The sequence below is a fragment of the Mesorhizobium sp. M9A.F.Ca.ET.002.03.1.2 genome (genome assembly GCF_003952365.1).
GTDB lineage: Bacteria > Pseudomonadota > Alphaproteobacteria > Rhizobiales > Rhizobiaceae > Mesorhizobium.
On record NZ_CP034443.1, the window covers coordinates 1595053 to 1607455 of the forward strand.

The following is a 12403-nucleotide window of genomic DNA, read 5'->3' on the forward strand; positions in this document are numbered from 1 at the left end:
CATGGAAAAGCTCGACACCATTACGCTTTCGGTCCTCCAAGCGGCGCTGCAGCAGGTCTGCGACGAGATGGACCTGACCTTCTCGCGCGCCGCCTTCTCGCCTGTGATCGCCGAGGCCAATGACCGCTCAGACGGCATCTATTCGGCGGTCGACGGTTCGCTGATTGCGCAAGGCAGCCAGGGCCTGCCGGTGTTCGTCGGCGTCATGCAATATTCGACTAGGACCGTGATCGAGATGATCGCCGACGGCCGCTGCCTGCCGCCTGAGCCTGGCGACATCTACATCGTCAACGATCCCTATCTCGGCGGTACGCATCTTATGGACGTGCGCTTCGCCATGCCGGTCTACCGGGGAGAAAAAATCTTCTGCTGGCTGTCGAACACCGGCCATTGGCCGGACATTGGCGGCTCGGTGCCCGGCGGCTTCTCGGCTTCCGCGACCGCGGTCGAACAGGAGGGCTTGCGGCTGCCGCCGGTGAAACTGTTCAAGAAGGGCGTGCTCGATCCCGAGATATACGCCATCATCTGCTCGAACATCAGGGTTGCCGACCAGCGTATCGGCGATATCCGCGCGCAGGCGGCGGCACTGCTGATCGGTCAGGATCGACTCAACGGAATCCTGGATCGTTACGGAGACGAAACAGTTGTCGAGGCGATCGCCGAATTGCGCCGCCGCGCAGCCGAGCAGATGCGCGCCGATATATCAGCAATTCCCGACGGCATTTACCGCTCGCAGGCCTTCGTCGATTCCGACGGGGTGGTGAACGAGCCGCTGACCATCGCGCTTGCGGTCGAGAAACGGGGCGATACGCTCAGCTTCGATTTCGCCGGCTCGTCGAAGCCCTGCGCCGGGCCGATGAACAGCGTGCTGGCGACGACCTTGTCCTCGGTCTATCTCGCCATGCGCCACATTTTCCCGGACGTGCCGATCAGCGCCGGCGCCTTCGAGCCGCTTGACGTCAAGCGGCCGGAAGGCACCTTCCTCGACGCAAAATATCCACGCCCGGTATCGGGCTGCGCCGCCGAGGTTTCGCAGCGCATCGCCGAAGCGGTATTCGCAGCGATGGTGCAGGCGCTGCCGGACAGAGTGACGGCGGCTCCCGCCGGCTCCAGCGGCAATTTCGCGCTCGGCGGCAACGATCCGGCGCGCGGCCGCGACTATGTCATGTACCAGATCTCCGGCGGTGGCTATGGCGGCAATGCGGCCCACGACGGCCTCACCAATGGCTGCTCGACCATCGGCATTTCCAAGTCGCCGCCGGTCGAGATCATGGAACAGGCCTTCCCGGTGCTCTACCGCCACTACGCCCTGCGCGAAGGCTCGGGCGGCGCCGGCAAGCATCGCGGCGGTTTCGGCCTCGCCTATGAGGTCGAGATCCTGCGCGGTGACGCTCGCGCCTCCTTCGTCATGGACCATGGCCGTTTCGGCCCGCAGGGCGCGCTCGGCGGCAAGGACGGCGCGGTCAACACGGTGACCGTGTTCCGCGACGGCAAGGAACACGTGCCGCCGCACCTCTCCAAGGAGCAGGACATCGCGCTGAAGGCCGGCGACCGCGTGCGCGTCGGCACGCCTGGCGGCGGCGGCTATGGCGATCCGTTGCAGCGCGATCCGGAACTGGTGCTGAGGGATGTCGCCCTGGGCTACTACACGCCCGAGGACGCCGGCAGAGAATTTGGTGTCACCCTGTCGGCGGATGGGCTGGCGATCGACCGCGCGGCGACAGACAAGAAGCGTGCCGCCGGACCACCCTGAGATAGTTCCGTGCGAGACCCCTCGCGCAACTAGGCGCGACGCGGTCACTTTCCCGGCCCTCGCTTTTCCCGCTTGACTGATCAGGCGTACCGAATACGCTAATGGGGAAAATACCGGCTCTGACCGCCGGGCGGCAAAAATGCCTCGTATGCCTCGCCTTCCGCGGCGGCGGCTGCGGGGCATTGTTATTTTGGGGATTTGCTTGGGACGGCGTATCGAAATCGGCATCCTTTACTCGCGGTCGGGCAACTACCGCTTGCTGTCCGAATCCTGCCGTTCGGGTGCGATGACGGCTATCGCCGATGTCAACGCCGATCCCGCCATCCCGATCGAATTCGTTCCGGTGGAGCGCGACCCGCAAGGCAACATCGACGGCTACGCCGCGGGCTGCGCCGACATTCTCGCCAACAGCGGCGCACGCCACATCATTGGCTGCATCACGTCGTGGAGCCGCAAGGAGGTCATTCCGATCCTTGAGCGCGCCGGCGGCACGCTCTGGTACGCCTGTCCCTATGAGGGTTTCGAAGCCAACGAGCATGTCGTCTATATGCACGCTTGCCCAAACCAGCATCTCGTCCCGCTGCTGGCCCATGTCGTGCCGCGCTTCGGCGCCGACGGCTTCCTGCTCGGCTCGAACTATATCTGGGGCTGGGAGACCAACCGTGTTGCCCGCGACCTGATCGCCGACGCCGGCGGCAAGGTTTTGGGCGAGCGCTATCTGCCGCTCGGCGAGGTCGATGTCTCGAGGCTGATCGCCGAGATCCAGGCGACCCGGCCGGATTTCATCCTGAACAATCTGATCGGCTCGTCGTCCTATGCCTTCATCGCGGCCTATGCCGAACTCGCCGTACGCGACCCGCATTTCAGGCCGGAGCGCTGCCCGATCCTGTCCTGCAATCTCACCGAATGCGAGTTGCCGGCGCTCAATGATGCGGGTAATGGCCATCTTTCCGTCGGGCCGTACTTTCACGATGTCTCGGCAGCGGATCGCCAGGGCGATTCCGCGCCCTCCATCATGCCTGCCTCGTCCTTCGAGGCGGCGGCCTATGCCTCGGTGCGGACGCTTGCCGAAATTCTCGCCCGCAATCCCCGCGCACAATGGCCGGACCTTCCCCAGGCTTTTGCTGGAACCTCGTTTCGAACCCCGCTCGGCGACATCTCCATCGATCCGCAGACCCAGCACGCCACCTTGCCGGTGCAGATCGGGCGCATCGAGGGCACCGCGTTCAAGACCGTCACGCTGACGAAGGGCGTCGTGCCCGATCCCTATCTGTCACGCTATGATCGGACCGAGACGTTCGGCCGCTCACGCTTGAGGGTGGTGTCGTGAGCAAGGTCCCGCGCATCCCGAATCTCGGCGGCGCCAGGGCCTTTGTCCTACATCGTCCGCATCCGACGGTGCAGGCGATCACCCGGCAATTGTCGGCCATCGGCCTCGAGACGGTCGGCTGCTGGCCGGAACTGCCGGCCAAGGCGCTGGCGGCGGACTTCGTCTTCTTCGATGCCGATCTCGGCTTCGACGAACAATTCCCATGGGCGCCAGGTGAGGCGCCGATGCCGCTGGTGGCGCTGATCGGCTCCGAAGCGCCAGGCCGCATCGAGTGGGCGCTGTCGCACAAGGCCGACGCCCAGTTGCTGAAGCCGGTCGGCAACGCCGGCGTCTACAGCGCCCTGTTGATCGCGCGGCAGAGTTTCGAGGCGCGCAAGCTCTTGGCAAGCGAGATATCGTCGCTTCGCCTGCGCGTCGCGGAGCGCCAGACCATCGTGCGCGCGGTGGAGGCCTTGTCGAAAGGCGCCGGGGACGGCCGCGCCTATGCGCAGCTCCGGTCGCTGGCGATGAGCTGGCAGATCAGCGTCGAGGAGGCCGCGCGCCGGATCGTGGCGATGACGGAAGAAGGCGGCGATGACCAATCCCATCGCGCCTGACCTTCCGGCAGCAGGGCGCATGCCGGTCAAGCCACGCGCCGGTGTCTGGCGGCGGTTGGTAAAACGCCCTCTGGCTCTGCTCGGCCTGGTGATCGTTGCCGTCGTCGTGGCCAGCGCCGTCCTGGCACCGTGGCTGACGGGCTACGATCCGAACGAGCAGATGTTCGACGGGCTGACGCTTGAAGGCGCCCCCTTGCCGCCGAATGCCAGCTTCTGGCTGGGCACGGATCTGCTCGGCCGCGATCTCTTGACCCGCATTCTTTTCGGCGCGCGCACCTCGCTGATCATCGGCATCGTCGCCAACGGCGTGGCGCTTTTGATCGGCACGCTGGTCGGCGTCACCGCGGGCTATTTCCGCGGCTGGATCGGCAGCGCGCTGATGCGCTTCACCGATCTGATGATGGCCTTTCCGGCGCTGCTGCTTGCCATCTGCCTGGCGGCGGTGCTCCAGCCGAGCCTGTGGATCGTCGCCATGGTGATCGCGCTGGTCAACTGGGTGCAGACCGCCCGGGTCATCTACACCGAGACCAGCTCGCTCGCCGAGCGCGAGTTCATCGACGCCGAGCGCACCATCGGCGCAAGCGCGCCACGCATCCTGTCTCGGCATATCCTGCCGCATCTGCTGCCGACGATCATCGTCTGGGGCACGCTCGGCATCTCGACCACGGTGCTGCTCGAAGCAACGCTCAGCTATCTCGGCATCGGCGTGCAGCCGCCGACCGCCTCCTGGGGCAACATCATTTTCGAGAACCAGACCTATTTCCAGGCGGCGCCCTGGCTGGTCTTCTTTCCGGGTGCGGCGATCCTGGCGCTGGCGCTGGCCTTCAACCTGGTCGGCGATGCGCTGCGCGACATCCTCGATCCGACGCAAAGGGGCCGGGCATGATCGCCTATCTCGGCCGTCGCGTCATCCAGTCCGCGCTCATCCTGCTCGGCGTCTCGCTGATCACCTTTGCACTGCTCTATCTTCTGCCCGCCGATCCCGTTCGCCAGATCGCCGGCCGCAGCGCCACGCCCGAGACGGTCGAGAACATCCGCCGGCAGCTCGGCCTCGATCAGCCCTTTGTCATCCAGTACTGGCACTATCTGGCCAGCCTGCTCAGCGGCGATCTCGGACGCTCCTACATCCAGCGTTCCGAAGTCACGGAGCTCATCGTCTCGCGGCTGCCGGCAAGCCTGCTTTTGATGGTCGGCGCCATCCTTTGCGAGCTGGCGATCGGCCTGACGATGGGCCTGCTTGCCGCCGTCAGGCGCGGCACCGCCACCGACCAGACGCTGATGGTCGCGTCCTTTGTCGGCGTCTCGGCACCGCAATTCGTCGTCGGCCTGCTGCTCCTCTATGTATTCGCCGTGCGGCTCGGCTGGTTTCCGATCGGCGGCTACGGCACCTGGCGCCATTTGGTGCTGCCCTCGCTGACCATGGGGATACTCGGCGCCGGCTGGTACGCCCGCATGATGCGCTCGTCGATGATCGACGTGCTGCGCCAGGACTATATGCGGACCGCCCGCGCCAAGGGCCTTGCGCGCGGCGCCATCATCTTCCGCCACGCACTCCCCAACGCCATCCTGCCGGTCATCGCCATGATCGGCATCGACATCGGCATCTTCATGGGCGGCATCGTCGTGGTCGAAAGCGTGTTCGGCTGGCCCGGCATCGGCCAGCTCGCCTGGCAGGCCATCCAGCGCGTCGACATTCCCATCATCATGGGCGTCACCCTGGTTTCGGCCTTCGCCATCGTGCTCGGCAACCTCCTGGCCGACACCGTCGCACCGTTCATCGACCCGCGCATCAAGCTCAGATGAAAACCAAAAAAGAGACCGATAACAACCAGAGAAAGGGAACACGAGATGAAGAAATTCTTGACCTCCACCGTAGCGGCGTCGGCGCTCGCGCTGATGCTCGGCATGACAAGCGCCCGCACCGAGGACGCCGTCGATCCGAACGCCAAGCAGGGCGGCGCGATCACCATCACCTACAAGGACGACGTCGCCACACTCGATCCGGCCATCGGCTACGACTGGCAAAACTGGTCGATGATCAAGAGCCTGTTCGACGGGCTGATGGACTACGAGCCGGGCACCACCAACCTGCGGCCCGACCTCGCCGAGAGCTACGAGATCGCGCCTGACGGCAAGACCTTCACCTTCAAGCTGCGCCAAGGGGTGAAGTTCCACAATGGCCGCGAGATGACCGCCGACGATGTGAAATATTCGCTCGACCGCGTCACCAATCCGAAGACGCAGAGCCCGGGCGCCGGCTTCTTCGGCTCGATCAAGGGGTTTGACGATGTCACTGCCGGCAAGGCGGAAAGCCTGGCGGGCGTCACCGTCGTCGATCCCTACACGATCAAGTTCGAACTGACCCGGCCCGACGCCACCTTCCTGCATGTCATGGCCATCAACTTCTCGCATGTCGTGCCGAAGGAGGAGGTCGAGAAATATGGCGCGGATTTCGGCAAGCACCCGGTCGGCACCGGGGCTTTCAAGCTCGCCGAATGGACGCTCGGCCAGCGCGTCGTCTTCGAGCGCAACCCGGATTACTGGCACAAGGGCCTGCCGCATCTCGACAGGATCACCTTCGAGATCGGCCAGGAGCCGATCGTGGCCTTGCTGCGCCTGCAGAAGGGCGAGATCGACGTTCCCGGCGACGGCATTCCGCCGGCCAAGTTCCAGGAGGTGATGGCCGATCCCGAGCAGAAGGCCCGCGTCGTCGAGGGCGGCCAGCTGCACACCGGCTACATCACCATGAACACCACCATGGCGCCCTTCGACAACGTGAAGGTGCGGCAGGCGGTCAACATGTCGATCAACAAGGGCCGTATCGTCCAGCTGATCAACAACCGTGCGGTGCCGGCCAACCAGCCGCTGCCGCCGTCGATGCCCGGCTACGACAAGGAATTCAAGGGCTATCCCTATGACGTGGCCAGGGCCAAGGCTTTGCTTGCCGAGGCCGGTCATCCCGACGGCTTCGAGACGCAGTTGTTTGCCATGAACACCGATCCCAACCCGCGCATCGCGCAGGCGATCCAGCAGGATCTGGCGGCGGTCGGCATCAAGGCCAGCATCCAGTCGCTGGCGCAAGCCAACGTCATAGCAGCCGGCGGCGACAAGGCCGGCGCGCCGATGATCTGGTCCGGCGGCATGGCCTGGATCGCCGATTTCCCCGATCCGTCGAACTTCTACGGGCCGATCCTCGGCTGCGCCGGCGCGGTTCCGGGCGGCTGGAACTGGTCGTGGTACTGCAACAAGGATCTCGACGCCAAGGCGGCGGAGGCCGACTCGGTCGTCGACCCGGCCAAGTCAGGCGAACGTGCCAAGATGTGGAGCGCGATCTACGGCAAGATCATGGAAGACGCGCCCTGGGCGCCGGTCTTCAACGAGCAGCGCTTCACCATGAAATCGGCCCGGATGAGCGGCGCCGACAACCTCTATGTCGACCCCGTCCATATCCCGATCAACTATGACAATGTGTATGTGACCGATGTGCAATAACTGCGACTACACCATCCACGGGCGCCACCATCATTTCGGCTGGGACAATTCCTTTGCCCCGGCCGAGCGGGTGGCGCCCGGTTCGACGATCGAGTTTCAATGCCTCGATTCGTCGGGCGGTCAGCTGCAAGCTGACAGCACCGTTGCCGATATCGCCAAGCTCGACTTCAGCAGGATCAACCCGGTAACCGGGCCGATCTTCGTCGAAGGTGCCGAGCCGGGCGACGCGCTGAAGGTGACGATCGAGATGTTCAAGCCGTCCGGCTTCGGCTGGACGGCGAACATTCCGGGGTTCGGCCTGCTCGCCGACGATTTTCCGCAGCCGGCGCTGAACATCTGGACATACGACGCCGCCTCGCTCGAGCCGGCGTTGTTCGGCAGACAGGCCCGCGTGCCGCTGAAACCCTTTGCCGGCACTATCGGCAATGCGCCGGCTGAAATGGGCCTCCACTCGGTGGTGCCGCCAAGGCGCGTCGGCGGCAATCTCGACATCCGCGATCTCGCGGCCGGCACCACGCTCTATCTGCCGGTGGAGGTGGCCGGTGCGCTGTTTTCGGTCGGCGATACGCATGCCGCGCAGGGCGACGGGGAAGTGTGCGGCACGGCGATCGAGAGCCCGATGGACGTCGTGCTCACGCTCGACCTGGTCAAGGATATCAGGTTGAAGACGCCGCGCTTCACCACGCCGGGCCCGGTGGCGCGCCATCTCGACGCCAAGGGCTATGAGGTGACGACCGGCATCGGACCGGACCTGATGACAGGCGCCAGGGAAGCGGTCTCCCAGATGGTCGACCTGCTTGCCGGCCGCTACGGAATGGACCCGGTCGAGGCCTACATGCTGGTTTCGGTCTGCGGCGATCTCCGGATCAGCGAGATCGTCGACATGCCGAACTGGGTGGTGTCGTTCTACTTCCCGCGCTGCGTCTTCGAATGAGCAAAGGCGTAACCAGCAAGCGGACCGGGGTTTTTGCCCCGGCCGTTTCGACCACGGCCGGACCGGTGCTGGAAATCTCCGGCCTGACCGTCAGCGTACGTGGCGAAGATGGCGAACGGCCGGTGGTATCAGACTTGTCGCTGACGCTTGCGCGCGGCGAGACGCTCTGCATTGCCGGTGAATCCGGTTCCGGCAAATCGATGACCGCACTGGCGATCATGCAGTTGCTGCCGCAGCCGGCCGCACGCATAGACTCCGGCACTATCCGGCTTCGCGATATCGATCGGGGTGACATCGATTTGGCCGTGCTCGATGAACGCCGGATGCGCCGCATTCGCGGCGACCGCATCGCGATGATCTTCCAGGAGCCGATGACCTCGCTCAATCCCGTGCTGTCGATCGGCCGGCAACTCACCGAGTCCATCGAGGCCCATACCGGCCTCAACCGCGCCGAGGCGCGCCGGCGCGCCATCGAGGCGCTGAAGGCCGTCCGCATCCCGGAAGCCGAAAGCCGGCTGAAACAGTATCCGCACGAGCTGTCCGGCGGCATGCGCCAGCGCGTGATGATCGCCATGGCGCTGGCGCTGAAACCGGATGTGCTGATCGCCGACGAGCCGACGACGGCGCTCGACGTCACCGTGCAAGGCGAGGTGCTGGAACTCCTGCGCGATCTGCAGCGCGAACACGGCACCAGCATCATCCTCATCACCCACGACATGGGCGTGGTCGCCGAAATGGCCGATCGCGTCATCATCATGCGGCACGGCCGCATGGTCGAGCAGGGGACAGCCGCCGACATTTTTGCCCGCCCGCAAGCCGACTATACGCGTGAGCTGCTCGCTGCCGTGCCGCGCATCGGAACCGGCGTCGGCCGCCGGAAATCCGTCGAAGCGGAAATGCGCGGGAGCGTCGCTGTCGTCAACGATCTGCATGTCCGCTTCGACCTGCACGGCGGCTTCTTCGGCAGGGTGAACCGCCGTGTCCACGCCGTCGAAGGCATCAGCTTTTCGATCGCGCCGCGCGAGACGCTGGCGCTGGTCGGCGAATCCGGCTGCGGCAAGTCGACCACCGCCAAGGCGCTGGCCGGGCTTGTGCCTTACCAGGGCGATATCGCGATCGGCGGACGCAATCTGGCGGGCCTTGGCCGTGACGAGCGCAAGGCGGTTCGCCGCGACGTGCAGATGATTTTCCAGGATCCCTATGCCTCGCTCGACCCGCGCATGCGCGTTGGCGACCTCGTCGCCGAGCCGTTGTTGATCCATGGCATCGCCTCGAAGGAAGAGCGCAGCCAGCGTGTGGCGGCGCTGTTCGAACGCGTCGGCCTGTCGGCCGACCAAATGGAGCTTTATCCGCACGAATTCTCGGGTGGCCAGCGCCAGCGCATCTGCATCGCGCGCGCTCTGGCGCTCAGGCCCAAACTCATCATCGCTGACGAAAGCGTTTCAGCGCTCGACGTGTCGGTGCAGGCCCGCGTGCTCGACCTGTTGAAGGAACTGCAGCGCGAGTTCGGCATCGCCTATCTGTTCATCTCGCACGACATGGCGGTGGTCGAGAACATTTCCGATCGTGTCGCCGTGATGTATCTCGGCCAGATCGTCGAAATGGGCACCCGCGACCAGGTCTTTTCAAACCCGCGCCACCCCTACACGAAGCGCTTGATCGAGGCCGTGCCGGTGCCCGATCCGGCAAAGCGGCGGCCGCGTTTCGCGCGTCTCGATCAGGAGATCCCGAGCCCGACTCGAAAAATCGGCGACGACCCGCCGAAACTGGCCCTGAAGGATCTTGGCAACGGTCATCTCGTTGCTGTTTCCTGACGCCAGCGAAGCCGTCGCCTCAAACCTGATCCGCGATCAGTCGATATTGGTCGGGCCGGCGATATCTGGCGAAGTCGAAATTCACCTTGCGGCAAACGGCAATGAGGTCGAGATCGGCACGATGGACGATCACCTCATCGTCGAGCGACATTGCCTGCGCCGCGATTTCGCCGGTCGGGGCGATGATGCAGGAGCCGCCGATCAAGGCCTGGCCGTCCTCGACGCCGGCCTTGGCCGCTGCCGCGACCCAGACCGTGTTCTGATAGGCGCCGGCCTGCATTGGCAGATGGTTGTGGAACATGCGCAGATGCGCCAGCGCCGGTGCCTCATCGAGCAGCAGCGGCGTGTTGTAGCCGATAAGGACAATTTCGGCGCCGTTGAGACAGAGCATGCGGTAGGTCTCCGGCCAGCGCCGGTCGTTGCAGATCGCCATGCCGACGCGCACGCCGCGATAGGCGAAGACCGGAAAGCCGAGATTGCCGGGCTCGAAATAACGGCGTTCGAGATGTACGGTCGTGCCCGGTTCCGGCTCGCTCGATCCGGGCACATGGATCTTGCGGTAGCGCCCGGCAAGCGTGCCGTCCTGCCCGACCAGATCCATCGTGTTGAAGCGGCGCGTTACCCCGTTCGCGTGCGTCAGCTCGGCATATCCGAGCGCGAAGCCTATCTTGAGGCGCGCCGCGGCGTCGTAAAGGCGCTGCGTCTGCGGGCCTGGCATAGCCGGCTCGAAGAACGCCTCGATCTCGGCCTGGTCGTCGATCCGCCAACGCGGAAAGAAGGTCGTGAGCGCGAGTTCGGGAAACACCGCGATTTCAGCGCCGGCGGCGGCCGCTCTTTCCAGAAGAGCGACGAGCCGGTCCACCGTTTCGGCCCGTTGCGCGCTTTTCTGTATCGGGCCGGTCTGGCAGACCGCGATGGTCAGGTCTCGAGCCATCGTCGTCTCCTCAGGCTGCAGCGGTCACCATGATCTCGACGCGATAGCCGTCGCCGGCGAGCCGGGCCTCGACCGTGGCCCGCACCGGCATGGCGCTTTTGTCGATCCAGGCGTCCCAGGCGGTGTTCATCTTGTCGAAGTCGGCAACGTCGCGCAGCCATACCGTGGCACTCAGGATCCTGGTCTTGTCGCTGCCGGCCTTCGCCAGATAGGTATCGATCTTGGCGAGCACGTCACGCGTCTGCTGCGTCGTATCGCCCGACAGATCGTCGGCCGTCATGCCGGCCAGATAGATAATTCCATTGTGGCTGAGCACGCGGCAGAAGCGGGGTCCATTCTCGAAGCGTTCGATTGTCATGCGGTTATCCCTATCACTGTGCTTTTGGTGCCGGCGTGGATGTCGCCCTGATCCGGCTAGGCGCAAGATCGCCCGGCTCGATGCCTTGACGCAACAGATCATCCGGCAATCGTCCGGTGCGGATCAGGTCACGGCATGCCCTGGCCAGCGCCGGCGACGTCTTGATGCCGTAGCCGCCCTGGCCCGCCAGCCAGAAGAAGCCTTCGGCCTTGGCGTCGAAGCCCACCACTGGCGAGGCGTCGCCGACAAAACTGCGCAGGCCCGCCCATCGATGTTCTATCCGGCGCACGTCGATTATCGTCGCGCGCTGCAGGCGATCGATCCCGACGGCGACGTCGAAATCATCTGGATAGGCGTCCATCGGCTCGCTCGGGGTCGCATCGGCCGGCGAGACGAAAATCCGGCCGGCGTCCGGCTTGAAGTAGAACTCCTCGCCGACATCGTTGACGAGCGGCCAGCCGGCGATGGAGACGCCATCTGGCGCTGCGACATGGAACGCGGTACGCCGCTTCGGCACCAGCCCGACCGGAGCAACGCCGGCCAAAGCGGCGATCCTGTCCGCCCACGCGCCGGCCGCGTTGACGAGGATCGGCGCGGCGAACAGTCCCTGGCTCGTCCGCAGGATCCAGCGATCCTTATGCCGCTCGACCGCATCGACGCCTGCATCAGTGACGATCCGGCCGCCACGCCTGCGCGTATTGCGCAGGAAACCCTGATGAAGCTCGTTGACGTCGATCTCGCGAGAGTTCGGTTCGACAAACGCACCGGCGACATAATCGGATCGCAGCGCGGGCACGCGCGCCAACGCCTCCTCGGGGCTGATCCGATGGATCGACGGAACAAGTTGGCGGGCTTTTTCGAGTTCCTCTTCAAGCCGGCTAAGCTGATCCTGGCGCGCGATAGTCAGCATGCCACGCGGAAGCATCAAGGGATGTTCGCAAAAACCCTCTGGCGGCGCTTCGAGAAAAGACCGGCTGGCGATCGCCAGCCGTCGGATGATGGCGTTGCCGTAATTCTCCGTAAAGCTCGCGGCCGACCGGCCGGTGGAGTGGTAGCCGCAATGGGTCTCCCGCTCGAGCAGGATGACCGAGGAGACGGCCGCCAGTTCATAGGCCGCGCTCGCTCCGGCAATGCCGCCGCCGATGATCGCGATATCGGCTTCTTGTATCGAGGCGCCGTCGGGAGATTTCAT

11 protein-coding genes are annotated in these 12403 nt (G+C 64.9%); 8 read left to right on the forward strand and 3 right to left on the reverse strand.

Features of this window, described 5'->3' with window-relative positions; genetic code table 11:
* Nucleotide 1: 1 nt before the first annotated feature.
* The 8 genes from EJ066_RS07975 (at nucleotide 2) to EJ066_RS08010 (ending at nucleotide 9919) form a co-directional block, all read left to right on the forward strand.
* Complete coding sequence (locus EJ066_RS07975) at nucleotides 2-1753, forward strand: hydantoinase B/oxoprolinase family protein (RefSeq protein WP_126036522.1); 1752 nt, start codon at nucleotides 2-4, stop codon at nucleotides 1751-1753.
* A 202-nt stretch (nucleotides 1754-1955) separates the two neighbouring features.
* The gene (locus EJ066_RS07980) at nucleotides 1956-3083 is read left to right on the forward strand and encodes a transporter substrate-binding protein (protein ID WP_126036524.1); all 1128 of its coding nucleotides are present in this window, start codon (nucleotides 1956-1958) and stop codon (nucleotides 3081-3083) included.
* Nucleotides 3080-3679 (forward strand): transcriptional antiterminator, encoded by a 600-nt coding sequence (locus EJ066_RS07985; protein WP_126036526.1) that lies wholly within the window; start codon nucleotides 3080-3082, stop codon nucleotides 3677-3679. Before EJ066_RS07980 ends, EJ066_RS07985 begins: the two co-directional genes overlap by 4 nt.
* A gap of 19 nt (nucleotides 3680-3698) precedes the next feature.
* Complete coding sequence (locus tag EJ066_RS07990; RefSeq protein WP_210211065.1) at nucleotides 3699-4565, forward strand: ABC transporter permease; 867 nt, start codon at nucleotides 3699-3701, stop codon at nucleotides 4563-4565.
* Nucleotides 4562-5482 carry an ABC transporter permease gene (locus tag EJ066_RS07995; protein ID WP_126036530.1) on the forward strand — a complete coding sequence of 307 codons (921 nt, stop codon included), beginning with the start codon at nucleotides 4562-4564 and terminating at the stop codon, nucleotides 5480-5482. The genes EJ066_RS07990 and EJ066_RS07995 overlap by 4 nt, the downstream gene beginning before the upstream one ends.
* A gap of 45 nt (nucleotides 5483-5527) precedes the next feature.
* Nucleotides 5528-7171, forward strand: coding sequence for an ABC transporter substrate-binding protein (locus EJ066_RS08000; RefSeq protein ID WP_126036532.1), 1644 nt, complete (start codon nucleotides 5528-5530; stop codon nucleotides 7169-7171).
* A complete protein-coding gene (locus tag EJ066_RS08005; protein ID WP_126036534.1) occupies nucleotides 7161-8105 on the forward strand; it encodes an acetamidase/formamidase family protein in 945 nt (314 codons plus the stop codon). The genes EJ066_RS08000 and EJ066_RS08005 overlap by 11 nt, the downstream gene beginning before the upstream one ends.
* Entirely contained in the window at nucleotides 8102-9919 is a 1818-nt protein-coding gene (locus EJ066_RS08010; RefSeq protein ID WP_189644449.1) for an ABC transporter ATP-binding protein, read from the forward strand. The genes EJ066_RS08005 and EJ066_RS08010 overlap by 4 nt, the downstream gene beginning before the upstream one ends.
* 19 nt (nucleotides 9920-9938) lie before the next feature.
* Here the strand turns inward: EJ066_RS08010 and EJ066_RS08015 are convergent, their stop codons facing one another.
* The 3 genes from EJ066_RS08015 to EJ066_RS08025 are packed head-to-tail and all read right to left on the reverse strand — an operon-like array spanning nucleotide 9939 to nucleotide 12403.
* Nucleotides 9939-10853 carry a nitrilase-related carbon-nitrogen hydrolase gene (locus EJ066_RS08015; RefSeq protein WP_126036536.1) on the reverse strand — a complete coding sequence of 305 codons (915 nt, stop codon included), beginning with the start codon at nucleotides 10851-10853 and terminating at the stop codon, nucleotides 9939-9941.
* A gap of 10 nt (nucleotides 10854-10863) precedes the next feature.
* Nucleotides 10864-11211, reverse strand: coding sequence for a RidA family protein (locus EJ066_RS08020; protein WP_126036538.1), 348 nt, complete (start codon nucleotides 11209-11211; stop codon nucleotides 10864-10866).
* Between the two features lie 13 nt (nucleotides 11212-11224).
* The gene (locus EJ066_RS08025; RefSeq protein ID WP_126036540.1) at nucleotides 11225-12403 is read right to left on the reverse strand and encodes an FAD-binding oxidoreductase; all 1179 of its coding nucleotides are present in this window, start codon (nucleotides 12401-12403) and stop codon (nucleotides 11225-11227) included.

Excerpts from the sequence above, each read along its gene's own strand:
- EJ066_RS08010 (WP_189644449.1), top strand. The coding sequence starts at position 8,102 with ATGAGCAAAGGCGTAACCAGCAAGCGGACCGGGGTTTTTGCCCCGGCC.
- EJ066_RS07995 (WP_126036530.1), top strand. The coding sequence starts at position 4,562 with ATGATCGCCTATCTCGGCCGTCGCGTCATCCAGTCCGCGCTCATCCTG.
- EJ066_RS07990 (WP_210211065.1), top strand. The coding sequence starts at position 3,699 with ATGCCGGTCAAGCCACGCGCCGGTGTCTGGCGGCGGTTGGTAAAACGC.
- EJ066_RS07975 (WP_126036522.1), top strand. The coding sequence starts at position 2 with ATGGAAAAGCTCGACACCATTACGCTTTCGGTCCTCCAAGCGGCGCTG.
- EJ066_RS08015 (WP_126036536.1), bottom strand. The coding sequence starts at position 10,853 with ATGGCTCGAGACCTGACCATCGCGGTCTGCCAGACCGGCCCGATACAG.
- EJ066_RS08020 (WP_126036538.1), bottom strand. The coding sequence starts at position 11,211 with ATGACAATCGAACGCTTCGAGAATGGACCCCGCTTCTGCCGCGTGCTC.
- EJ066_RS08000 (WP_126036532.1), top strand. The coding sequence starts at position 5,528 with ATGAAGAAATTCTTGACCTCCACCGTAGCGGCGTCGGCGCTCGCGCTG.
- EJ066_RS08025 (WP_126036540.1), bottom strand. The coding sequence starts at position 12,403 with ATGAAATCTCCCGACGGCGCCTCGATACAAGAAGCCGATATCGCGATC.
- EJ066_RS08005 (WP_126036534.1), top strand. The coding sequence starts at position 7,161 with ATGTGCAATAACTGCGACTACACCATCCACGGGCGCCACCATCATTTC.